Raw genomic sequence first — 22,695 nt, forward strand, 5'->3', positions numbered from 1 at the left:
GGACAATTCCGTGGGACAATCCGGGACACATGAACGGTGGCCTTGGGACAAACGGCAGACCTTACGCCTGCCCCTGGCTCGTCAGGAACTCCTCGTAATTCCCGCCGAAGTCGAACAGCGTGCCGTCCGTACGCACTTCGATGATCCGGTTCGCCAGCCCGCTCACGAATTCGCGGTCGTGCGAGACGAAGATCAGCGTGCCTTCGAACTGTTCGAGCGCGATCTGCAGCGACTCGATCGACTCCATGTCCATGTGGTTGGTCGGCTCGTCCATCAGCAGCACGTTGTGGCGGCCGAGCATCAGCTTGCCCCAGATCATGCGGCCCTTCTCGCCGCCCGACAGCACCTTCACCGACTTCTTGATGTCGTCCGACGAGAACAGCAGGCGGCCCAGCGTGCCGCGCACCATCGTTTCGTCGTCGCCGTCCTTGCGGTACTGGTCGATCCAGTCCATCAGCGTGATGTCGTTCGGGAACTCCTCGTACGTGTCCTGCGGCATGTAGCCGACATTCGCGTTCTCCGACCACTTCACCGTGCCGTGCTCGAGCGGGAGCGCGCCGAGCAGCGAACGCAGCAGCGTCGTCTTGCCCGCGCCGTTCTCGCCGATGATCGCGATCCGCTCGCCCGGCTGCACCGACAGGTTGAAGTTCTGGAAGATCGTGCGCTCGTACTTCTTCGTGATGTCTTCCGCGACCACCGCGACGTTGTGCAGCTTCTTCTCGAACTCGAAGCGGATGAACGGGTTCTGACGCGACGACGGCTTGAATTCCTCGATCTTGATCTTGTCGATCTGCTTCGCGCGGCTCGTCGCCTGACGGGCCTTCGACTTGTTCGCCGAGAAGCGGCGCACGAAGTCCTGCAGTTCGGCCACGCGCTCCTTCGCGCGCGCGTTCGCCGCGGCCTGGCGCTCGCGCGCCTGTGCCGATGCGAGCATGTAGTCGTCGTAGTTGCCCGGCCAGACCTTCAGCGTGCCGTAGTCCATGTCGGCCATGTGCGTACACACCGAGTTCAGGAAGTGACGATCGTGCGAGATGATGATCATCGTCGAGTTGTACTCGTTGAGCGTGTGCTCGAGCCAACGGATCGAGTTGATGTCGAGGTTGTTGGTCGGTTCGTCGAGCAGCAGCACGTCCGGCTTCGAGAACAGCGCCTGCGCGAGCAGCACGCGCAGCTTCCAGCCCGGCGCGACGTCGGCCATCGTGCCGTTGTGGAACTTCTCCTCGATGCCGATACCGAGCAGCAGCGCGCCCGCGCGCGCCTCGGCGTCGTAGCCGCCGTATTCGGCGAACTTGCCTTCGAGCTCGGCGGCATGCATGTAGTCGTCGTCGGTGGCTTCCGGGTTCGCGTAGATCGCGTCGCGCTCGGTCATCGCGGCCCACATCTCGGTGTGGCCCATCATCACGACGTCGAGCACGCGCACGTCTTCGTACGCGAACTGGTCCTGGCGCAGCTTGCCCAGGCGCACGTTCGGCTCCAGCGCGACGTTGCCGGCGCTCGGTTCGAGGTCGCCGCCCAGGATCTTCATGAACGTCGACTTGCCGCAGCCGTTCGCGCCGATCAGACCATAGCGGTTGCCCTCGCCGAATTTGACCGAGATGTTCTCGAACAGGGGCTTTGGCCCGAATTGCATCGTGATGTTGGCAGTAGAAAGCACGGCAGGTCCCGTTAGGAGGTAATCGACGGAAAACCGGACATTTTAGCAGGAGTCGGTGAATCGCTGGGTCACACCGCGTTCGGCTGTCGGATAAACAGGGGCGCATCACAATTTCCGCGGGGGCGGCAACCGGCGCCGAAGGCGTCCCGGCCGCCGTGCGCGCCCGTCATTTGCCGGCCTTCGCCGACACCTTCGTCGGCGTCTTCAGCTGCGCGAACAGCTCGCTGCATGGCACGTCCTTGTTGTTGCTCGGCGCGATCAGCGGGATCAAGGCCGCGAACGGGTTGATCAGGCCGAGGCCGACCATCGCGCCGGCGCGCAGCGCGAGCGCGCCCGCATCGACGCCGACCTTCGGGTTCTTGAACGTGCCCTTCGCATACAGCGGCGAGCGCAGCGAGAAGATCCGGAAACCCTTCGTATGCGGGTGCACTTTCAGGTTCATCGATTCGTCGCGGAGATTGATCGGACCGTCGACGTTGATCAGCGCGTCATCCGTATCGAGCGCGAACACCTTCGGGTCGAGCATGCCGTTGGTCGCGACGAAGTCGATCGCCGCGCAGTTGATCTTCACGTCGTTGTTGCCGAACAGCTTCTCGTAGACGACGTTGGCGACGTTCAGCCCTGCCGCCTCCATCAGCAGGCGGCTGATGCGGCCGTCCGTGACGAGCGCCTTCACTTCGCCGGTCGACGTCGCCGCGAGCGCGGCCGGCGAGTTGCCGGTCGCCGACAGCGACGCGTCGCCGTTGATCTCGCCGAGCGCCGACTGCATGACCTTCTGCGTCGGGAACAGCTGCTTGAGCTTCAGGTGCCGCGCGGCCACCGTGAAGCGGCCCTTCAACGGCGCGCCGCTGCCGTCGAGATGCGCGGTCGTCGCGAGCGTGCCGCCCGCGACGCCGAACTGCAGCGGTTCGAGCGACAGCACGCCGTCCTGCATCACGATGTGCGTGTACAGGTTCGTGATCGGCAGATTCGCGCTCTTGAGCAGCTTGCGGCCCGTGAACTTGACGTCCGCGTCGAGCGCGCGCCAGCGGTCGGTCCGGAATGTCTCGACCGGCAATACACGGTCGGGCGGCTGGCGGGTCGTGTCGCCGCGCTTGGCCTTGCTCGCGGCCGTATCGGCACCGATCACCGGGGCGAGATCGGAGAACTGCAGCAGGTTCGACACGAGCTCGCCCGACAGCTTCGGCCGCGGTTCGCGCTGCTGGTAGACCAGCGTCCCGCCCAGATCGCTGCCGCCGACGCGGCCGTTGAAGTTCTCGTAGCGGAACGTACTTGCGTGCGGCTTGAAGTTGCCGATCAGCCGGCCTTCGGTCGCGTAAGGCGGCGTATCGGGCAGCGTGATGCCGCTGAGCTGGTAGAGATGCGACATCGACGTGCCCTGCAGCCACAGTCGCAGGTCGAGGGCCGCGAGATGCGTCGGATCGGTCAGCGTGCCGACGATCGCGAGCCGCGTGTCGCCGGCCTTCACGTCCGCCTGCAGCGGGAACGGACGTGTCGCATCCTGGATCGCCAGCACGCCGCCGAGCTTGCCGGTACCGGTGATCGGCACGTTCTTGTAGCGACCGTCGACCTTCACGCCGAATGCGTACGCGGGGCCGGCCGCCTTGGCAGTCGCGCGGGCGTCGCTCGCGCCGGAAGCCGATGCGACCGCCGCGGCGGACGAAGCAACCGGCGTGAACGACGCGGCCGCCGCACTCGCGGCCTGCGCGGCGGAAGCGCCCGACGCGGCCTCTGCGCTGGCCTTCGCGCTCAGCTGCGCGGCGCCGTGCTTGCCGACACGCTGCGCGGATGCCGCACGCGACGTCTGCTCCTGCTCCTTCAGCACGTCGCCGAGCGGAATCGGCTGCCCGAGCGTATCGATCGCGACGGTCAGGTCGGCCTTCGTGATCGCGTCGCGATACGTGACGGTGCCCTTCGCGAAACCGAAGCTGTCGAGCCGCACTTTCCACGGCGACGGCTGCGACGATTGCTTGAACTGGAAGGTCCACGTGTTGCGGCCGTCGGCGAGCCGCTCGAGGTCGACGGCCGGATTCACGACGTCGATCGACGGGATCACGATTTCATGCGCGAGCAGCGGCAGGATCGCGAGATCGAAGTGCGCGGCGTCGAGCGTGACGAACTTGGGCGTCTTCGCCCAGTCGGGGTTGCCGATCTCGAGTTGCGTGGCCGAAAAGCTCGGCCAGGGCACCCAGGCACGCCAGCCGGTTTCGCCGTCGGGGCGGCGCCAGCCGACCTTGAGATCGCCGTTGATCGCGAACGGGCGGCCGAGTGCGGCACTCACCTGTTCGTTGACCCACGGCTTCGCGCGGTTCCAGTCGAAGACGAAGAGAAAGATGCCGGCCGCCGCGATGAGCACCGCGACGATGCCGACGATCCATGCAGCCGATTTGCCGATGGCTCGGGTAAGCGTCATGGCGGTTCCGTTGTTGTTCTGAAATGTTGCCGCGCCATGCCATGCCGCTTGCGTGGACGAACGGCGCACGACACCCGCGGCTTTTCAATCGGTATTATGACGCACGCCATGGTGACGTTTCGGCGCCATTAACGCTTTTTTTCATTTGTGACATGACAGCCATCGGCCTCATCGACGCGCTGGGTGTGACCCGGCGCGACGCCAGCAGCGGCAAGACCCTGCTCGCCCCGACCGATTTCAGCCTGCCCGCGGGCGCCCGCGTTGCGATCACCGGGCCTTCGGGCTCGGGAAAGAGCGTGCTGCTGCGCGCGCTCGCGCTGCTCGACCCGCTTGACGGCGGCCACATCCTGTGGCGCGGCAAACGGATCCGGCGCAGCGCGATCCCGCGTTACCGGCGCAGCGTCGCCTACGTGCGCCAGCGCCCCGCGCAGATGGACGGCACCGTCGAATCGCAGTTGCGCTATCCGTATTCGCTCGCGATCTATCGCGACGTCGCATTCGATCGCGCGCGCGCCGAAGCGCTCGCCGCGCAGGCCGGCCGCGGTCCCGACTTTCTCGACAAGCGTGCGAGCGACCTGTCGGGCGGCGAAGCGCAGATCGCCGCGCTGCTGCGTGTGCTGCAGCTCGATCCCGACGTGCTGCTGCTCGACGAGCCGACCTCCGCGCTCGATCCCGAATCGGCGCGCGCGATCGAGTCGCTCGTCGGCGCATGGTTCGACGCGTCGCCCGACGCCCGCGCGTACATGTGGATCTCGCACGATCCGGCCCAGGCCGCCCGGATCGGCACGATGCGGCTCGTGATGCAGGCCGGCGTGATGCACGTCGCCGACCCGACGGAGGCAACGCAATGAGCCCCGCACTGCAGGACCTGAGCCTCGTCGACGTCGGCATCGCCGCCGCGCTCGTCGCGGTCAACGGCGCGATCTCGATGGCGCTGTCGCTCGGCCTCGGCCGCAAGCTCGCGCTCGCGGCCGTGCGCACCGTCGTGCAGCTGCTCGCGATCGGCTACGTGCTCGGCTGGGTATTCGGTCATCCTCACTGGTACATCGTGCTGCCGCTCACCGCGCTGATGACCTTGATCGCCGGGTTCGCCGGCGCGGGGCGCGGCAAACGCACCTACCGCGGCCAGCGCATCGACAGCATCGCGTCGATCTGGTTCAGCAGCTGGTTCGTCGCGGCGGTCGGCCTGTTCGTCGTGATCCGCATCCATCCGTGGTACGCACCGCAATACGCGATTCCGATCCTCGGGATGATTCTCGGCAATACGCTCACGGGTGTGTCGCTCGGCGTCGAGCGGATGATGGAGGAGCTCACGGCGCGCCGCGATCGTGTCGAAACCGCACTCGCGCTCGGCGCGACGCGCTGGGAAGCCGCGCAGGACGCCGCGCGCCAGGCCGTGCGCGCGGGCATGCTGCCGACGTTGAACCAGATGGCCGTCGTCGGCGTCGTGAGCCTGCCGGGAATGATGACGGGCCAGGTGCTGGCCGGCCAGTCGCCGCTGCAGGCCGTGCGCTACCAGATCGTGATCATGTTCCTGATCGCCGCGGCTTCCGCGCTGGGCACCGTCGGCGCGGTACTGATGACCTATCGCCGGCTGTTCTCGGCCGATCACCGCTTTCTCGCATCGCGGCTCGAGGAACGCGCGCACTGACAGGCATCGTCGCGCCGCTAACGCGCGCGCCGCTTGCCGAGCGCCTGCCGCAGCGCGGCGAGCACGTCGGCGTCGGGCGCCAGGGCGTCGACCGACGCAACGACGCGCACCGCGCGCGGCGTCGTCACATAGGCCTGCGCGCCGACACGGCCGCCGCTGCCGGCCGAGCGCGTCGTCACGACGAGCGCCTGCGGCGCCCGTGCGCCGAGGTCGGCCGTGAACGCATCGGTGACCGTACCGTCACGCGCATGCAGCGCGCCCGTCACGTAGTCGTCGGTATCGAAGCCGGCGGCGGCATGCGCGGTCGAATACACCCGCACCGCGTAGCTGCCGGTCGAGCACGGCTCGAGCGCGCCGCTCGACACGACCGCCACCTGCTGCCGGGACGGCAACTCGACCTTTTTCACGAAACTGCAATCGTCGGCCGCATGCGCCGGCGCGGCGACGAGCGCGGCGGTGGCGAGCAGCGCGCGCATTCGGTCTTTCATCGGGATTCCGTTCAGAGACTGGGGGGCATGCCGGGGAGGATAACGTGACATCCGCATGACGTCACGCTGGTGGTCACGAGCGCAGCGGCGCGCAACCGTTCCGTGTCACGCCGCGCTGCGCCCACGCACCGTTCAGCGTTTGATCGACACCGTCACCTTCGTGCCGTCGCTCATCGTGACGGACTTCGAACCGCCGTTGGTCGGGATCGACACCCACTTCACCTGGCTCACCGACGCGACGTCCGGGCATTGCAGCGACTTGCCGCCGGCCGTCACGTTGCGCGTGCCCTTCGGCGCGGCCGCCTGGAAGCTCATCTGCACGTTGGCGACGCCCTTCGCGTCCACCGACGGCGCGAGCCGCACCTGGGTCTGGCGCACCATCGCGCCGTTCGCGTCGCGCGGCAGGTTGTCGGCATTGGGGCAGCCGTCCGGCATCGCGACCGCACCGCTCGGCGGCACCGACTTCCAGTTGAAGTCGTCCGTCTCGCCCGAGCGGATCTTGCGGGTTTCCTGCGTATTGCCGAAGGTCTTCGAGTCGACCTTGACGGTGTATTCGAGCTGTCCGGTGCCGCCGCCCTTCAGGCTGCCCTTGACCGGCGGCGCCGCGAATACGCTCGCACTGACGCACGCCGCCGCGAACACGACCGACCACGATGCGGCGACTGACAAGCTGCGTTGGCTCATGCTGACCTCCTTGGTATGCGGCGGGCACGCGCATGCCGCGCGGTTTTCGATGCATGATGCGCTGCCAGTCTACCGCCAAGCGGGGTGCAATGCGCCGCAAACGCATCGGGTGTTACCCCGCTTGCGTTCGCGGCGCCGCGCGGCTTACGCGCGATGCCGGCTCAGAAGCCGCTCAGCACGAGCTTGCCGATCGCGCGCCCGGCCTCGAGCAACCGGTGCGCGCGCCGCACGTTCGCGGCATTGATCGTGCCGAGCTGCTCGCCGAGCGTGGTGCGCAGCGTGCCGCCGTCCACGAGCCGCGCGACTTCGCCGAGGATCCGGTGCTGCTCGATCATGTCCGGTGTCTCGAACATCGCACGCGTGAACATGAACTCCCAGTGAAACGCGGCGCTCTTCGCCTTCAGCAGTTCGACCGGCACCGGCTTGTCGTTCTCGACGATCGTGCAAATGCCGCCCTGCGGCCGGATTACCTCCGCAGCGGCGGGGAAATGGCGATCCGTATCGTTGAAAATCAGCACGTAGTCGACGCTCGGATGCCCGGCCTCGCGCAACTGTGCCGGCAAGTCGCCGAAATGGTCGACCACCGCATCCGCGCCCAGCGCGCGCACCCATTCGGCCGACGCCGGCCGCGACGCGGTCGCGATCACGTGCAGCTGGCCGAGCGCCTTCGCGAGCTGGATCGCGATCGAGCCCACGCCGCCCGCGCCGCCGATGATCAGCACCGATTTGCCGGCGTCCGCGCCCTGCGGCGACACATGCAGCCGGTCGAACAGCGCTTCCCACGCAGTCAGTGCGGTGAGCGGCAGCGCGGCCGCCGCGGCGAAATCGAGCGTACGCGGCTTCAGCGCGGCGATCCGCTCGTCGACCGTATGGAATTCGCTGTTCGCGCCGGGCCGCGTGATGCTGCCCGCGTAGAACACTTCGTCGCCGGGCCGGAACAACGTGACGTCGGCACCGACCGCGACCACCGTGCCGGCCGCGTCCCAGCCGAGCACGCGCGGCGTGTCCTCGACCTGCGGCTTCGGTGCGCGCACCTTGGTATCCACCGGGTTCACGGAAATCGCCTCGACCTTCACGAGCAGGTCGCGCGGGCCCGGCGCAGGCTGCGGCAGCTCCACGTCGAGCAAGGCTTGCGGGTCGTCGATCGGCAGATAACGGGTCAGTCCAACGGCCTTCATCACGAAACTCCTTCAGGAAAATCCGGGGGCCGCGGCGCAGCCCCATGAACATCATCGTAGGCAACCCGATCATTCGAGAAAACCGCTATATTTCCTGAAACATTTTCAGGAATTCCAGAATAATGGCCTCCGATCCGATTCCGGTTCCCGACAAGCCGCTCGACCTCCTCGACGTCGCGCTGTTCGTTCGCGCGGCCCTGCTCGCGAACGTCACCGCGGCCGGGCGCGAATTCGGGGTGTCGGCCGCGGTCGCGAGCGCGCGCATCGCCCAGCTCGAGCGTCAGCTCGGCGCACGGCTGCTGCACCGCACCACGCGCCGTATCAGCCTGACGCAGGACGGTGAAGTCTTCATGGCGCACGCCGATACGCTGCTGTCGGCCGCCGACGCCGCGCGTGCGTCGGTCGGCCACGGCCGCACCGAGCCGTACGGGCGGCTGAAGGTGTCGATGTCGTCGTCGTTCGGCCGGCAGCATGTCGCGCCGGTGATTCCCGCATTCCTGCGCCGTTATCCGTCCGTGTCGCTCGACCTGCGGCTGTCGGACGAGATCGTCGATCTCGTCGACGACGGCTACGACGTCGCGATCCGCCTCGGCGCGCTGAAGGATTCGACGCTCGTCGCGCGCAAGCTCGCCGCCAACCGTCGCGTGCTGTGCTGCTCGCCCGCGTATCTCGCCGGGCACGGCACGCCGCGCCATCCGGCCGACCTCGCGCAGCATGAATGCGTGATCCTCGGCGACCAGCGCGACTGGTCGTTCGCCACGCCGCAAGGCCCGTTCACCGTGCGGGTCGGCGGCCGGCTCGTCGCGAGCAACGGCGAGGCCATCCGCGAAGCGCTCGTCGACGGCTTCGGGATCGCGATCAAGTCGACCTGGGACGTCGCGCCCCAATTGGCGCGCGGTGCGCTCGTCACGATACTCGACGACTATCCGTTCGCCGACGACGTCGCGATCTGGGCCGTCTACCCGAGCCGCACGCACGTGCCGCTGAAGACGCTCGCGTTCATCGCGTTCCTGGCCGAACATTTCGGCGATCCGCCGTACTGGGATCGGGCGGATGCACGATAGACGGCGCGCGTAGCCGGTGCGGGCCGGCTCCAGGCGCGCGCATGAATGAACTCGACTGCCCGCCCGCGATCGCCGCGCGCCGCCGTCCGGCACCCGAGCCGCACCGACCGGCTACAATGTTGCGTTTGCGGCGCCGCCGCCCGCCGCCGGCATCGGGCGGGCCGGTTAGGCGTCCGCAGGCGGCCACGGCCGCCCACGCATTCCATTCGCATTCCAGCCCATCCGTCATGACCCACAACCTCGTCATCCAGAGCCTTGCGCCGCTGTCGGACGCCCATCACAAACCGCTGCTCGCGCTGTCGCGCGGCACCCGCATCGTGCAGACCGACGATCATGCGCTGCGCATCGAGGACGCGAGCCCGGCACAGCGCCTCGACATCGACGCGTACTGCGGCACGCACGCGCTCGACTTCGCGTTCGTCGAGGCCGGCCGCACGCTCGCCGATTTCGGGCTCGCCGTGATGGACATGGATTCGACGCTGATCACGATCGAATGCATCGACGAGATCGCCGATTTCTGCGGGCTGAAAACGCAGGTCGCCGAGATCACCGAAGCGTCGATGCGCGGCGAGATCCGCGACTTCAACGAAAGCCTGACGCGCCGCGTCGCGCTGCTGGCCGGGCTCGACGCGCACGCGCTCGAACGCGTGTACGAGGAACGGCTGCAACTGACGCCGGGCGCCGAGACGATGCTCGCCGGCGTGAAGGCCGCCGGCATGAAGACGCTGCTCGTGTCGGGCGGCTTCACGTTCTTCACCGAGCGGCTGAAGGCGCGCCTCGGCCTCGACTACGCGCATGCGAACACGCTCGAGATCGTCGACGGCAAGCTGACCGGCAAGGTGCTCGGCGAGATCGTCAACGCCGACGTGAAGGCGCGCCTGCTGCGCGAGACCTGCGCGTCGCTCGGCCTCGAGCCGAGCCGCGCGATCGCGATGGGCGACGGGTCGAACGACCTGAAGATGATGGCCGAAGCCGGGCTGTCGGTCGCGTACCACGCGAAGCCCGTCGTGCGCGACGCGGCGACGGTCGCGTTCGATCACGTCGGCCTCGACGGGCTGCTGCGGCTGTTCTGAAATCAAAACGCCGGCGCGACCTCAGGTCACGCCGGCGCCTAGCCTAGCCTGTCCTGCCTGCCCGCGCGCCGCTCAGCCGAGCGTCGCCTGCATCGCGCGCTCGATGTCCGCGCGCAGGTCGGCTTCGTCTTCCAGGCCGACATAGAAACGCACCAGCGTGCCGCGATGCGGCCAGTCCGGACGCATCGACGCAACGTCGTAAGGCATCGCGAGGCTGCATGCGCCGCCCCAGCTCCAGCCGATCGCGAACAGGTCGAGCGACTCGACGAAGCGATCGACCTGCTCCGCGCTGTAGCGTTCGTCGAACACCACCGAGAACAGCCCGCCGGCCGCCGGAGCGCCGCCCGCGGTGAAATCGCGAACGAACGACGCATGGCCCGGACAATCCGGCAGTTGCGGATGCAGCACCGCCGCGATCTCCGGCCGCGCCTTCAGCCATTGCGCCAGCGCGAGTGCGCTCCTGCCGTGCGCATCGAAACGCACCTGCATGCTCGGCAGGCTGCGCAGCACCAGCGAGCAATCGTCGACCGACACGCCGATCCCGCAGCGCATCCGCGCGAGCTTCAGCTTCGCCTGCAGGTCCGCGTTCGCGGTGATCGTCGCGCCCATCAACACGTCGCTACCGCCCGACTGGTACTTGGTCAGCGCCTGCACCGAGATGTCGACGCCGTGCTCGAACGGCTTGAACGCAAGCCCGGCCGAAAAGGTGTTGTCGATCGCGGTGACGACGCCACGCGCCTTCGCGGCCGCCGTGATCGCCTGCACGTCGGGCACCTCCATCGTCACCGAGCCCGGCGCCTCGATCCAGATCAGCCGCGTGTTCGGCTGGATCAGGTCGGCGATGCCGGCACCGACGAGCGGATCGTAGAAGCGCGCGGTGATGCCGAAATCCTTCGCGAGCCAGTTGCCGAAATCGGCGTTCGGCCCGTACACGTTGTGCGGAATCAGCACGTCGTCGCCGGCTTTCACGATCCCGAAGTAGACGTTCATGATCGCCGCGAGGCCCGACGGCTGCAGCAGCGCATGCGTGCCGCCCTCGATCTCGGCGAGCCGCTGCGCGAGCGCGAGCGACGTCGGCGTCGCATGCAGCCCGTAGCGCCACTGGTTGTCGTCGTGCCAGACGAGCGCACGCATCGTCGCGAGATCGGGGAACACGACCGTCGACGCGCGCGCGACCGGCGGCACGAACGAACGGAAACCTTCCGGGATCACGTCGTCGGGTTGAACGATGCGGGTTTGCAGCGCGCGCTTGGGAGTGGATGCAGTCATGACAGGAAGCCCGGCACGAGGCCGTTCGGTTGCGGAATATGTCGCTAGATTAGCCAAAATCGGCGCGATTGGCCCGGTACAATGCGCGCCGCGCGCGCCGAGCCAGCGCGGGTTCAGTCGTCGGTGCGCAGATTGACGACGCCGCCCACCGTCTCGATTTCCCGCACGCGGCCGTCGCGCACCTGCAGCGCCGCGCGCTTGCCCGGCGCGAGACGCAGCACGACGGGCTGCGGATCCGATTCGTCCGAATTCATCCGGTCGGCCTTCAGGGCGCCCGTCTCGTCGAAGCGGCCGATCCACACGCCCGTGATGTTCGTGCCGTCGTTCGATTCCTCGATTTCAAGCGTGTCGCCATCGCGATCGCCCGCGAGCAGTACGACCTCGCCCGTATCGGCGAACTGGTACTCGCCGTGCACGCCTTCCTCGTCCGTCTTCGGGCCGAGATGCACGACGATCGGCCGATCGCCGAGCGTGCCTTCGTAGCGCGGCAGGCGGGCAAACTCGGGATTCGGCTTCAGCGGCCGCGCCGGTGCCGGTTCGTCCTGCTGCACGCCCGGCGCGACGGCCTGCGCCGCGACCACGCCCGGCATCGCCATGCCCGCCGCCAGTGCGCCCGCGACGACGAGCGCCCGTTGCCATTGCGAATATCGACCCACCTTGTGTTGCTCCTTGCTTCAGATTCGCTCGAAAATTGCGGCGATGCGCTGGCCGTCATACGGGGCCGCAGCCTGCGCGTATTTCGCGTCAGCCTTGCATCAGGCGCTCCACCGCCTCGCGCTGCGGAATCGGCGCGACCGCGCCGTAGCCCGTCGTCGACAATGCCGCCGCCGCGTTCGCATAACGCGCCGCCGCGAACGGATCGTCGCCCGCGACGATCCGCGCGACGAAGGCACCGCCGAAGCAGTCGCCCGCGCCCGTCGCGTCGACGGCTTCGACCGCGAAGCCCGGCACGACGCGCCGCTCGTTCGGCGTCGCCACGTAGGCACCTTCCTTGCCGAGCTTCAGCGCAACGACCTGCGGCCCGTGTTCCAGCATCGCGTCGACGATCGCGTCGCGATCGTTCGCGCCCGTGATCGCCGTCACGTCGTCCCAGCTGGGCAGGCAGATATCCGTCTGGCGCAGCGCCTCGCGCATCACCGCGCGGGCGCGCGGCAGCGGCCACAGCTTCAGGCGCAGGTTCGTGTCGAAGCTGACCTTCGTGCCGTTGCGGCGCGCGTGGTCGATCGCCGCGAACGCGGCGTCGCACGCGGCCGTGCTGATCGCGAGGCTGATGCCCGACAAATGCACGGCCTTCGCGGCCGCCAGCGCGTCGAGCGGCAGGTCGCCTGCTGCATAGCGGCTCGCCGCCGAACCCGCGCGCAGATAGTCGAACTGGTGGCCGTCGGCGCCGTGCGTGACGAAATACACGCCGGTCGGCGCCGTGCGGTCGATCCGCACGTACGTCGTGTCGACGCGTTCCGCGCGCCACATGTCGGCCAGCAGCCGGCCGAACGGATCGTCGCCGATCGCCGACACGAAGCCCGTCGACGCGCCCTGGCGCGCCGCGGCGATGCAGAAGTTCGACGTGTCGCCGCCGAAGCCCTGCAGGAATTCAGGCCGGCCCGGCTGCGACTGGTTGAATTCGATCATCGCCTCGCCGAGCGCGAGGATCTCCGGAAACGCGGCGGCCATCGCTTACACCTCGCCCCACAGATCGTGGCCGTCGGCGCCCGTGATCTTCACGGACACGAAATCGCCGACCTTGTAGCGCTTAGAGGCCTTCGCCGCCGGCTCGACATAGACGACACCGTCGATCTCCGGCGCATCGGCCGCCGTGCGGCCGATGCCGCCTTCCTCGCCGACTTCGTCGATCAGCACCTTGAGGGTCTTGCCGACCTTGCGCTGGATGCGGTTCGCCGACACTTCCTCGGCGACTTCCATGAAGCGTGCGCGACGTTCCTCGCGAACGTCATCCGGCAGCGCGCCGTCGAGCTCGTTTGCGGTCGCGCCTTCGACCGGCGAATACGCGAAGCAGCCGACGCGATCGAGTTCCGCTTCGCGGATGAAGTCGAGCAGCGTCTCGAACTGCTCTTCCGTCTCGCCGGGGAAGCCCGCGATGAACGTGCTGCGGATCGTCAGGTCCGGGCAGATCTCGCGCCACTTCTGCACGCGCTCGAGCACCTTCTCGGCGTTCGCGGGACGCTTCATGCGCTTCAGCACTTCCGGATGCGCGTGCTGGAACGGCACGTCGAGATACGGCAGCACGTGGCCCTTGAACGGACCTTCGGCCATCAGCGGAATCACTTCGTCGACGCTCGGGTACGGGTACACGTAGTGCAGGCGCACCCACGCGCCGTACTGTGCCGCGAGCTCGCCGAGCGCGGCGACCAGGTCGGTCATGCGCGTCTTGATCGGCTTGCCGTTCCAGAAGCCCGTGCGGTACTTCACGTCGACGCCGTATGCACTCGTGTCCTGCGAGATCACGAGCAGTTCCTTCACGCCCGACTTGAAGAGGTTCTCCGCTTCCAGCATCACTTCCGCGACCGGGCGCGACACGAGGTCGCCGCGCATCGACGGGATGATACAGAACGTGCAGCGGTGGTTGCAGCCTTCGGAAATCTTCAGGTATGCATAGTGACGCGGCGTGAGCTTGATGCCGGCCGCGGGCACGAGATCGGTAAACGGGTCGTGCGGCTTCGGCAGGTGCGAATGCACGGCCTGCATCACTTCGCCCACCGCGTGCGGGCCGGTGACGGCCAGCACTTTCGGATGGACTTCCTCGATCAGGTTCGAGCCGCTGGCACTCGACTTCGCGCCGAGACAGCCGGTGACGATCACCTTGCCGTTCTCGGTCAGCGCTTCGCCGATCGCGTCGAGGCTTTCCTGCACGGCTTCGTCGATGAAGCCGCAGGTGTTCACGACGACGAGGTCGGCGCCGTCGTAGGTGCCGGAGATTTCATAACCTTCGGCACGCAGTTGCGTGATGATCTGTTCGGAATCGACGAGGGCTTTCGGGCACCCGAGGGATACGAACCCTACTTTGGGGGATTGGGACATCTGGAATGTGGGGGCGTGGCGGCAAAAGCGTGAGTTTACAGCGATTTAGGGTTCGGCGAGCCAAAATGACCCGGCGGAATTCGCGAGCCAAGGGCAACCTGCGTATCGCCCCTTGTTCTTTCATCTGATGTATCGTGGCGCGAGGCGCGCGCCGAACAACGGCCGTTGCGTCGCCGCATGCGACCGGCAAACGGCGCGCCCGTCTCCAAAAAACACGAAAGCGAAGGCCGTCCGACGCACGAGCGCGCTCGGCCAAGCCCCTGTCACCTACGCTGAAACCGCCGCCATGAAAAAGCTTGTCAACCGCCCGTCCGATGTCGTCCGGGAAATGCTGGAAGGCATCGCGCGGCAGTCGCCGCATGTCGCGATCCTCGGCGACGAGCACGTGCTCGTCCGCCAGCCGCTGCCCGAGCCGGCGCAGCGCCCTGTCGCCGTCCTCTCCGGGGGCGGCAGCGGCCACGAGCCCGCGCACGGCGGTTATGTCGGCGAAGGGATGCTGAGCGCGGCCGTCTGCGGCGAAGTGTTCACGTCGCCGTCCACCGACGCCATACTCGCCGCGATCCGCGCCAGCGCCGGCCCGAACGGCGCACTGCTGATCGTGAAGAACTACACGGGCGACCGGCTCAATTTCGGGCTCGCCGCCGAGCTCGCGCGCGCGGAAGGCATTCCGGTCGAGACGGTGATCGTCGCCGACGACGTCTCGCTGCGCGGCCGCGTCGAGCGCGGCCAGCGGCGCGGAATCGCCGGCACCGTGCTGATCCACAAGCTCGCCGGCGCGGCCGCCGCGCGCGGGCTGCCGCTCGCACGCGTTGCGGCCATCGCGCGCGACGCGGCGGCCGAACTGGGCACGATGGGCGTCGCACTCGACGGCTGCACGATTCCCGGCGCCGACAGGTCGGGCTTCAGCCTGGGCGATCACGAGATCGAACTCGGCCTCGGCATCCACGGCGAGAAAGGCGTCGAACGCCGCGCGCCGCTGCCGGCCGATGCGCTGGCCGACACGCTGCTGTCGAGCATCGTCGGCGATCTCGTACTCGACCGCGGCGAACGCGTCGCGCTGTTCGTCAACGGCCTCGGCGCGACGCCGGACATGGAACTCGCCATCGTGCTGCGCGCCGCACACGACAACCTGACGCGGCGCGGCATCGTCGTCTCACGCGCGTGGGCCGGCACGTTCCTGTCGGCATTGAACATGCCCGGCTGCTCGATTTCCGTGCTGCGGCTGAACGACGAACGCGCGGTGCTGCTCGACGCGCCGACGCAGGCGCGCGCGTGGCCGGGCGGCGGCGCCATCAACCCGCAGATCCGGGTGCCCGCCGCGGAAACCCGCGATGCGCCACCCGCGGCGCTCGACGCAACCGGCCGCGCGTGGGCGGCGCGCCTGCAACCGGCACTACACGCGGTCGCGCAGACGCTGATCGACAACGAAGCGACGCTGACGGATCTCGATGCGGCCGCCGGCGACGGCGATCTCGGTGCGAGCATGCATCGCGCCGCGCAGGCGATTCTCGAATTGCCCGACGCCGCGTACGGCTCGCCGGCCGGCGTGCTCGCGGCGCTCGGCGCCGCGTTGCGCCGCGCCATCGCCGGCAGCTCGGGGCCGTTCTATGCGACCGCGCTGCTGCGCGCATCCCGCCGGCTGGCCGATGTCGCCGAGCCGTCGGCGCGCGACTGGGCCGCGGCGTTCCACGGCGCGGTGGACTCGATCAGCGAACTGGGCGGCGCGCACGCCGGCGACCGGACGATGCTCGATGCGCTGGTACCGGCCGTCGACGCGTTCGACCGTGCGCTCGAAGACGATCCGAACGGCGCCGCCGCATGGGCGGCGGCGGTCGAAGCCGCCGAGCACGGTGCACAGGAAACCGCGCACATGACGCCGCGCGCGGGGCGTGCGAGTTATCTCGGCGAGCGCGCGATCGGCACGCCCGACGGAGGCGCCGTCGCGGTCGCGCTCTGGTTGCGCGCATTGCAGCCGCACGTGCGGTGAGCGGCGACTCGGCCGGGCTCGCCAATTGAAGCGGTGTTGTAATCAACAAGCGCGTCGCAGTCGTTGCGCCACTCGACAGCCCCTTCGACCATTGCGTACCGGACAACGATAGAAGCACGGTCTTCGCCACGCTGGACGAACGCAAGGATGACTGACCGCTATCTGTCCGGGCGCACGGTCGCGAAGATGCGTTCGCCCCCTTCTCGCCGGCCACTCAGGCCGGCGCCTAACCCTCCGCAATCATCCTGCCGAAACGAAAGGACGACTCCATGTCATTACGACGTTTGATACGCACAGGGCTCTCGCTATGCCTGTTGATCGCAGGCACGGCGATGGCCCAACCGGTCGAAGTACCGGGTTTTACCCACGTGCGCTCCCTGGGCGGTATCGACGAATACCGCCTGGACGCCAACGGCCTCACCGTGCTGGCCATGCCCGACCCTGCCGCGACGGTGGTCAGTTTCCAGGTGTTGTACAAGGTGGGTTCACGCAACGAGGTCACCGGCACCACCGGCGGCACCCACCTGCTGGAGCACCTGATGTTCAAGGGAAGCCGGCACTACAACAGGGAACAAGGCAACTCGCTGAACGTCTACATGGAGCGGGTCGGCGCCAGCTTCAACGCCACCACCTCGATGGACCGCACCAACTACTTCGGCACCCTCGGGCGCGATGCGCTGGAAGGCTATATCGCCATCGAGGCCGACCGCATGCGCAACCTGCTGCTGCGCCCGGAAGACCTGGCCAGCGAAATGACGGTGGTGCGCAACGAGTACGAGCAGGGCGAGAACAATCCTTTCCGCGCCTTGTTCCAGCAGGTGCTGGCCACCGCTTACCAGGCGCACCCCTACCATCATCCCACCATCGGCTGGCGTACCGACATCGAGCATGCCAGCGTGAACAAGCTGCGAGCCTTCTACGACACCTACTACTGGCCGGACAATGCGGTGGTCATCCTGGTCGGAGACTTCCGGCCTGAGCAGGCGCTCGGCTGGGTGAAGCAGTACTACGGCGACATCCCGCGCGCACCCACGGCGATCCCGGCGTTGACTACCGAGGAACCGCCGCAGCAGGGGCCGCGACGGCTGGTGCTCAAACGGGCCGGTGCAACGGGCAATCTCATCATCGCCTTCAAGGCGCCTAACGCGCTGCATCCCGATGCGGCCGCGCTGAGCGTGCTGGGCCTCGTATTGAGCCAGGGCAAGAGCAGCCCGCTGTATCGCACGCTGGTGGACACCGCGGTTGCCACGAATGCCGGAGCCAGCTTCTTTGCGCTGCGCGATCCCGGTCCGTTTCTGGTCACGATCGGCCTGTCGCCCAACGCCAGACATGCGGACGCCGAGAAAATCGCCTGGGCCGAACTGGAGCGCATCAAGACCCACGGGGTGACCCGCGAGGATATCCAGCGCGTGCTGGGTCCTTACCGGGCCGAGCAGATCTACAAGCGCGACGGTGTCAGCATGACCTCCGCCCTGCTGGGCGAGGCGGTCGCGCAGGGTGATTGGACCCGGTTCGTCACCGAGCTGGAACAACTGGAAAAGGTCACGCCCGCCGATGTGCAGCGAGTGGCCCGCAAGTACCTCAATGAAGACCAGAGCACCACCGGCTGGTTCGTACCGGAGAAATCCACATGATGCGCGTTCGTTTCAACTACCTGCGGCCGTGGCTGGTGTTGTTCGCCGCGCTGTGGTTGCCTGTCGCGGCCCAGGCGGGCATCGCCGATCGCGTCGTGCGCTCCCGGGCCGGCAGCATCGACTTGTTGGTCTATCCCATGGCGCCGCAGGAGATGGTGTCCGTTTCCGGCGTGATGCCGCTGGGCGATGCCGATGCGGCCAGCAAGGCGGCCAATCCCGCCGTGCCCTTGCTGACCGGCATGTTGCTGCAGGAAGGCAGCGCCCGCCGCGACAAGGTGGCCATCTCCGCGCTGCTGGACAGCCTGGGCGCGCAGTTGTCGTTCCGGACCGAGGGAGGCTACGTCGGCATACGCGGCCAAAGCCTGACCAAGGATTTGCCTACGCTGATCGAGCTGATGGCCGAGCAGTTGCGCCTGCCGGCCTTCAAGGCGGAGGAACTCGCCAAGGCCAAGACCCGGCTGGAGGCTCAAGTCCGCCAGAGAGGGGAAAATCCGTCCGCGCAGGCCGCCGAGGCGCTGTATCGATCCATCTACCCCGACGCGCACCTGAACGCCCCGGTGCCGCGTGAGCGGATGCTCCAGGCCATCGCCTCCGCCACGCTGGACGATATCAAGGCGTTTCATCAGGCCTACTATGGACCGGCGCATATGACCCTGGTCGTGGTGGGCGGCGCGGACCCTCGCCGCCTGCAGTCCTGGGTGACCGACGCTTTCGCCGGCTGGAGCGGTGGCATGGCTCTCGTGCGGCAGGGGCCGCCGCGCAAGGCGAACCAGGCCGACACGCAGCGCATCGCCATGAAGGACAAGGCGTCCATCAGCGTGATGCTGGGTCAAGCCATCGACGTGCGTGCCAACGACGCCGACTTCCTGCCCTTGAGCGCGGCCGTCAACATCCTGGGCAGCGGCTTCACCGGCCGGCTGATGGCGAGCGTCCGCGACAAGGAAGGCCTGACCTACGGCATCCGTGCCAGCCTGTCGGGCCTCTCCCTCATGGACGGAGGATTCCTCGTCAACACCAGCTTCGCCCCGCCCCTGCTGGACAAGGGCGTCGCAAGCACCCGCCGCGTACTGGACACTTGGTGGAAACAGGGCATCACCCAGGCGGAACTGGATGCACGCAAGGACGGCATGATCGGCCGCCACCAAGTCGCCATGGAAACCACGGGACAGATGGCCGCCATGCTCACCCAGACGGTGCTCCAGGACCAACCGCTGAGCGACCTGGATACCTATCCCGAGCGCGTCCGCGCGCTGACCGTGGACGAGGTCAACGCCGCCATCCGCAAGCACCTGGACCCCAGCAAGATGGTGCTGGTCGAGGCGGGGACGTTTGCGGAGAAATAGCGCGCCTCCCGCTTGATCGCTTCACTCCGACCCGGCTTCGCCCGGGTCGTCGCTTTTCGCCAAGATCCGCGCCGCGCTCCCCGGTAATCCGCGACGAACCCGAAAATATGGGGTTCACGAAGAAGTTAAAGCTCAGGCTCGCACGACCTGCCATGTTCCGCTACCGGCATCACGATTGTAAAAATATGAAGCCGAGACGTCGAACAGGAAACCGGAGCCAGGACTGGCGTGGTTGCGGGTGTCCAGAAAGCCGGCGCCGTTATTGAAATCATTTAAAAGATGCAACCGATCTCCGGCGACGAGACCCGGATTATCGTTGGCATTTTAGTCAATTAAAATGTAACAGCCGATCCCGCCCCTGCGCCGAGATAACTACCGCCCTGGTAGCCGTTAATGAAACGAACTACATCGCCATATCTAATGTAATCCTTCATTTTCACCATCCGTGTCGTGACGCATTGGCCAGCGCAGCCATGCAAGGATGGGAACTCACTGAAAACATACCCTTCGACAAACATCACATCAACCATGCCCGATTACACGGCAGCAAAACAAACAGCCCAATAAAAGCAAGAAACAAACACGCCACTCAACAAAATCACGCACCATTCAACAAACGCGAATATCCCGTGCAACTTGCGCAAAGGCCGCCGAGTAGCGTCTTGCCGCCCACCTCCAACGTTCACCTCATCGCGATCTCGCCATTAACTGCCCTGCTCAATATCGCCGACCATTATTCACGACATCCACAACTACCACCAATATACTGAACAATACCCGCCACAATATCGAGAGATCAAATCAATCCGACCGCTTATCAATCCAGAGAAACGATAAATTAATTTAATTGGAATTGTTCAATGCCAAACCATAATCTCTGTTGCGCACCGCAGCACGGGAACTCTGCAACCGAATTAGCAAGCAACACGAAACCCCAGACAACCTTTCAAGACAGATAACCCACACCGGGAAGCCGCAGAACCAAAACGAACTACAAGGTCACAGACTCCGTTTCTCATAAAAACAAACACCACCTCACCGAGCATCAACCGCGTCAAAAACTACATCATCGATTCACTCATAAAGGAAAAATCGTGAAAAAGATTGCACCGATGCTTTTTACTGCCATGATGCTCGCCTCTTCCTATGCGTCTGCTGATACGCTGTGCAAAGCCGGCAAGATCGACAAGGTCGAAACGGATACCAGCGGCAATCTGGTGGTCGTCATTGCCGACGGCTCCTACGCGTTCAGCGCGAAGGAATTTTTCCCGATCATCTATTCCGCCTATAACGACAACCGGAATTTCTTCGTCTACGGCAATGGATGCGCTAACGGGACGGTAGCAACTCGTTTCGCGATTCGATAAGCGCACCTCGCGGTTAGTCGACGGCAACGGCGATTAACTTTTATTTTCATGTCGGCGACCGGCATTCGCCGGTCGGCCTCTCTTGCGGTTGGCCTGACTCCACTTTTTTTCGGCGCACGAAATCCACTCGCATCTGTCGTGCGCGGAAGATCGGGAAACCGGGAGCAACACGCTACGGCAGCGATTCAGGCTTGCTCCGCGCATCGCAGAGCCACGAACCCTGCAGGCGCCGATGCGAACGACCGGCCCCTGGCACCGAACGGCGCCGCCGTCGCAGCGGACCACGAGTCCGCACGACATGCGGCGACCTTGGCGCAATACGACAGCCTTGCGTCCAACCCGCGCGATCCCGGCGCGGCGCGTTGCGCGCCCGCACCGCCTATCCGCTTACTTCTTTTCCGGCTCCGACGCGCCCGGCTGCTTGAACGGGAACGTGCTGAACATCGACTTCGCCTGGTTCTGCATCTGCTCCTGCATCTGCACGAACATGTTCTTCGACTGCTCGATGTAGCTCGTCATCATCCCTTGCATCATCGGCGCCTGCATGTTCATGAACTGCGACCAGACTTCCGGATTCATCGCATTGCCTTCGTACAGGTTCTTCGATTGATCCGCGAGCTTGTTCTGGATGTCGATAAACGCCTGGATGTTCTTTTCCAGGTACGTGCCCATCATGCCCTGCATCGCATGCCCGTAGAAACGGATGATCTGCGACAGCATCGACGACGAGAACATCGGCACGCCGCCGCTTTCCTCTTCGAGGATGATCTGCAGGAGGATGCTGCGCGTCAGGTCTTCGTTGGATTTCGCGTCGACGACCTTGAAGTCCTCCTGCTCCAGCACGAGTTGCTTCACATCGGTCAGCGTAATGTACGTGCTTGTCTCGGTATCGTAGAGCCGACGGTTCGGGTACTTCTTGATGAGCCGTTCGGCCGTCTTCTTTGTAGTAGTCATGTAACGCCTTTGAGTGCAGCGTAGCGGAAGTGACGAATCCCCGCCGCCCGAATCCGGGAGGCGGGGGGCCTTCGGAATACGTCCGGCTGCGCGGCCACCCGGCCCGCGCAGCGCGGACGTTCAGCCCATGTGCAGGCCGCCGTTCAGCGAGAAGTCGGCGCCGGTCGCGAAACCGGAATCGTTCGACGCGAGCCACGCGACGATCGAACCGATTTCCTCCGGCCCGCCGAGACGCCGCACCGGGATCGTCGCGACGATCTTCTCGAGCACGTCCGGGCGAATCGCCTTCACCATGTCGGTGCCGATGTAACCCGGCGACACGGTGTTGACCGTCACGCCCTTCGTCGCGACTTCCTGCGCGAGCGACATCGTGAAGCCGTGGATACCAGCCTTCGCGGTCGAATAGTTGGTCTGGCCGAATTGCCCTTTCTGGCCGTTCACCGACGAAATGTTGATGATCCGGCCCCAGCCGCGTTCGACCATCCCGTCGATCACCTGCTTCGTCACGTTGAACAGGCTCGTGAGGTTGGTGTCGATCACGGCGGTCCAGTCTTCGTGCGTCATCTTGCGGAACACGACGTCGCGCGTGATGCCCGCATTGTTGACCAGCACGTCGATCTCACCGACTTCAGCCTTGACCTTGTCGAACGCTTCCTTGGTCGAGTCCCAGTCGCCGACGTTGCCTTCCGACGCGATGAAATCGTACCCGAGCGCCTTCTGGTCCTCGAGCCATTTCACCCGGCGCGGCGAGTTCGGGCCGCAACCCGCGACCACCTTGAAGCCGTCTTTCGACAGGCGCTGGCAGATGCTGGTGCCGATGCCGCCCATCCCGCCCGTTACGTACGCAATTCGCTGAGACATAAATCTCACTCCATTTTTGGTTTCGAGAGCTGCCGGAGG

The 22,695-nt window shown here is 66.2% G+C and carries 19 protein-coding genes; 8 read left to right on the plus strand and 11 right to left on the minus strand.

Annotation, left to right across the window (positions count from 1 at the left end; translation table 11 throughout):
• Window positions 1-61 precede the first annotated feature (61 nt).
• Entirely contained in the window at window positions 62-1,654 is a 1,593-nt protein-coding gene (locus WT26_RS12540; RefSeq protein ID WP_069273017.1) for an ABC-F family ATPase, read from the minus strand.
• Window positions 1,655-1,820: 166 nt separating this feature from the next.
• Window positions 1,821-4,067 (minus strand): AsmA family protein, encoded by a 2,247-nt coding sequence (locus WT26_RS12545; RefSeq protein ID WP_069273018.1) that lies wholly within the window; start codon window positions 4,065-4,067, stop codon window positions 1,821-1,823.
• Window positions 4,068-4,219: 152 nt separating this feature from the next.
• Here WT26_RS12545 and WT26_RS12550 point away from each other — a divergent pair, with 152 nt between their 5' ends.
• Both WT26_RS12550 and WT26_RS12555 read left to right on the plus strand, forming a co-directional pair.
• Window positions 4,220-4,918, plus strand: coding sequence for an ABC transporter ATP-binding protein (locus WT26_RS12550; RefSeq protein ID WP_069273019.1), 699 nt, complete (start codon window positions 4,220-4,222; stop codon window positions 4,916-4,918).
• Window positions 4,915-5,718: an ABC transporter permease gene (locus WT26_RS12555; protein WP_021159773.1), complete on the plus strand. Its 804-nt coding sequence runs from the start codon at window positions 4,915-4,917 to the stop codon at window positions 5,716-5,718. The genes WT26_RS12550 and WT26_RS12555 overlap by 4 nt, the downstream gene beginning before the upstream one ends.
• A gap of 17 nt (window positions 5,719-5,735) precedes the next feature.
• On the opposite strand, the gene WT26_RS12560 is transcribed toward WT26_RS12555, so the two are convergent.
• The 3 genes from WT26_RS12560 to WT26_RS12570 all read right to left on the minus strand — a co-directional run bounded on the left by WT26_RS12560 (window position 5,736) and on the right by WT26_RS12570 (window position 8,068).
• A complete protein-coding gene (locus WT26_RS12560; RefSeq protein ID WP_069273020.1) occupies window positions 5,736-6,206 on the minus strand; it encodes a PliI family lysozyme inhibitor of I-type lysozyme in 471 nt (156 codons plus the stop codon).
• 132 nt (window positions 6,207-6,338) lie between these two features.
• Entirely contained in the window at window positions 6,339-6,890 is a 552-nt protein-coding gene (locus WT26_RS12565; RefSeq protein WP_059521045.1) for a DUF6013 family protein, read from the minus strand.
• Between the two features lie 161 nt (window positions 6,891-7,051).
• Window positions 7,052-8,068 carry a zinc-binding alcohol dehydrogenase family protein gene (locus tag WT26_RS12570; RefSeq protein ID WP_069273021.1) on the minus strand — a complete coding sequence of 339 codons (1,017 nt, stop codon included), beginning with the start codon at window positions 8,066-8,068 and terminating at the stop codon, window positions 7,052-7,054.
• A 122-nt stretch (window positions 8,069-8,190) separates the two neighbouring features.
• Between WT26_RS12570 and WT26_RS12575 the strand changes: the two genes are divergently transcribed.
• Window positions 8,191-9,132, plus strand: a complete 942-nt coding sequence (locus tag WT26_RS12575) for a LysR family transcriptional regulator (protein ID WP_069273022.1) — start codon at window positions 8,191-8,193, stop codon at window positions 9,130-9,132.
• 227 nt (window positions 9,133-9,359) lie between these two features.
• Window positions 9,360-10,205 (plus strand): phosphoserine phosphatase SerB, encoded by an 846-nt coding sequence (serB, locus tag WT26_RS12580; RefSeq protein ID WP_042975202.1) that lies wholly within the window; start codon window positions 9,360-9,362, stop codon window positions 10,203-10,205.
• A gap of 72 nt (window positions 10,206-10,277) precedes the next feature.
• On the opposite strand, the gene WT26_RS12585 is transcribed toward serB, so the two are convergent.
• The 4 genes from WT26_RS12585 to rimO all read right to left on the minus strand — a co-directional run bounded on the left by WT26_RS12585 (window position 10,278) and on the right by rimO (window position 14,510).
• Window positions 10,278-11,474: a cystathionine beta-lyase gene (locus tag WT26_RS12585; RefSeq protein ID WP_069273023.1), complete on the minus strand. Its 1,197-nt coding sequence runs from the start codon at window positions 11,472-11,474 to the stop codon at window positions 10,278-10,280.
• Between the two features lie 113 nt (window positions 11,475-11,587).
• The gene (locus WT26_RS12590) at window positions 11,588-12,130 is read right to left on the minus strand and encodes a hypothetical protein (RefSeq protein ID WP_059666564.1); all 543 of its coding nucleotides are present in this window, start codon (window positions 12,128-12,130) and stop codon (window positions 11,588-11,590) included.
• A gap of 88 nt (window positions 12,131-12,218) precedes the next feature.
• Window positions 12,219-13,145: a sugar kinase gene (locus WT26_RS12595; RefSeq protein ID WP_069273024.1), complete on the minus strand. Its 927-nt coding sequence runs from the start codon at window positions 13,143-13,145 to the stop codon at window positions 12,219-12,221.
• A gap of 3 nt (window positions 13,146-13,148) precedes the next feature.
• Window positions 13,149-14,510 carry a 30S ribosomal protein S12 methylthiotransferase RimO gene (gene rimO / locus WT26_RS12600; protein ID WP_059521013.1) on the minus strand — a complete coding sequence of 454 codons (1,362 nt, stop codon included), beginning with the start codon at window positions 14,508-14,510 and terminating at the stop codon, window positions 13,149-13,151.
• 286 nt (window positions 14,511-14,796) lie between these two features.
• Between rimO and dhaL the strand changes: the two genes are divergently transcribed.
• From dhaL to WT26_RS12620, 4 genes are all read left to right on the plus strand, one after another.
• On the plus strand, window positions 14,797-16,497 hold the full coding sequence (dhaL, locus tag WT26_RS12605) for a dihydroxyacetone kinase subunit DhaL (protein ID WP_069273753.1): 1,701 nt from the start codon (window positions 14,797-14,799) through the stop codon (window positions 16,495-16,497).
• 269 nt (window positions 16,498-16,766) lie between these two features.
• Entirely contained in the window at window positions 16,767-18,131 is a 1,365-nt protein-coding gene (locus WT26_RS12610) for a M16 family metallopeptidase (protein ID WP_080485655.1), read from the plus strand.
• Complete coding sequence (locus WT26_RS12615) at window positions 18,128-19,474, plus strand: M16 family metallopeptidase (protein WP_060226569.1); 1,347 nt, start codon at window positions 18,128-18,130, stop codon at window positions 19,472-19,474. Before WT26_RS12610 ends, WT26_RS12615 begins: the two co-directional genes overlap by 4 nt.
• A 1,094-nt stretch (window positions 19,475-20,568) precedes the next feature.
• Window positions 20,569-20,841: a hypothetical protein gene (locus WT26_RS12620; RefSeq protein WP_060080486.1), complete on the plus strand. Its 273-nt coding sequence runs from the start codon at window positions 20,569-20,571 to the stop codon at window positions 20,839-20,841.
• A 387-nt stretch (window positions 20,842-21,228) separates the two neighbouring features.
• On the opposite strand, the gene phaR is transcribed toward WT26_RS12620, so the two are convergent.
• Both phaR and WT26_RS12630 read right to left on the minus strand, forming a co-directional pair.
• Window positions 21,229-21,795, minus strand: a complete 567-nt coding sequence (phaR, locus tag WT26_RS12625) for a polyhydroxyalkanoate synthesis repressor PhaR (protein ID WP_006485265.1) — start codon at window positions 21,793-21,795, stop codon at window positions 21,229-21,231.
• A gap of 120 nt (window positions 21,796-21,915) precedes the next feature.
• Window positions 21,916-22,656: a 3-ketoacyl-ACP reductase gene (locus tag WT26_RS12630; protein ID WP_006491801.1), complete on the minus strand. Its 741-nt coding sequence runs from the start codon at window positions 22,654-22,656 to the stop codon at window positions 21,916-21,918.
• Window positions 22,657-22,695: the final 39 nt, after the last annotated feature.

The organism is Burkholderia cepacia (genome assembly GCF_001718835.1).
GTDB lineage: Bacteria > Pseudomonadota > Gammaproteobacteria > Burkholderiales > Burkholderiaceae > Burkholderia > Burkholderia cepacia_F.

Coding starts and splice junctions, on each gene's coding strand:
- WT26_RS12545 (WP_069273018.1), bottom strand. CDS start 4,067: ATGACGCTTACCCGAGCCATCGGCAAATCGGCTGCATGGATCGTCGGC.
- WT26_RS12550 (WP_069273019.1), top strand. CDS start 4,220: ATGACAGCCATCGGCCTCATCGACGCGCTGGGTGTGACCCGGCGCGAC.
- WT26_RS12555 (WP_021159773.1), top strand. CDS start 4,915: ATGAGCCCCGCACTGCAGGACCTGAGCCTCGTCGACGTCGGCATCGCC.
- WT26_RS12560 (WP_069273020.1), bottom strand. CDS start 6,206: ATGAAAGACCGAATGCGCGCGCTGCTCGCCACCGCCGCGCTCGTCGCC.
- WT26_RS12565 (WP_059521045.1), bottom strand. CDS start 6,890: ATGAGCCAACGCAGCTTGTCAGTCGCCGCATCGTGGTCGGTCGTGTTC.
- WT26_RS12570 (WP_069273021.1), bottom strand. CDS start 8,068: ATGAAGGCCGTTGGACTGACCCGTTATCTGCCGATCGACGACCCGCAA.
- WT26_RS12575 (WP_069273022.1), top strand. CDS start 8,191: ATGGCCTCCGATCCGATTCCGGTTCCCGACAAGCCGCTCGACCTCCTC.
- serB (WP_042975202.1), top strand. CDS start 9,360: ATGACCCACAACCTCGTCATCCAGAGCCTTGCGCCGCTGTCGGACGCC.
- WT26_RS12585 (WP_069273023.1), bottom strand. CDS start 11,474: ATGACTGCATCCACTCCCAAGCGCGCGCTGCAAACCCGCATCGTTCAA.
- WT26_RS12595 (WP_069273024.1), bottom strand. CDS start 13,145: ATGGCCGCCGCGTTTCCGGAGATCCTCGCGCTCGGCGAGGCGATGATC.
- rimO (WP_059521013.1), bottom strand. CDS start 14,510: ATGTCCCAATCCCCCAAAGTAGGGTTCGTATCCCTCGGGTGCCCGAAA.
- dhaL (WP_069273753.1), top strand. CDS start 14,797: ATGAAAAAGCTTGTCAACCGCCCGTCCGATGTCGTCCGGGAAATGCTG.
- WT26_RS12610 (WP_080485655.1), top strand. CDS start 16,767: ATGTCATTACGACGTTTGATACGCACAGGGCTCTCGCTATGCCTGTTG.
- WT26_RS12615 (WP_060226569.1), top strand. CDS start 18,128: ATGATGCGCGTTCGTTTCAACTACCTGCGGCCGTGGCTGGTGTTGTTC.
- phaR (WP_006485265.1), bottom strand. CDS start 21,795: ATGACTACTACAAAGAAGACGGCCGAACGGCTCATCAAGAAGTACCCG.
- WT26_RS12630 (WP_006491801.1), bottom strand. CDS start 22,656: ATGTCTCAGCGAATTGCGTACGTAACGGGCGGGATGGGCGGCATCGGC.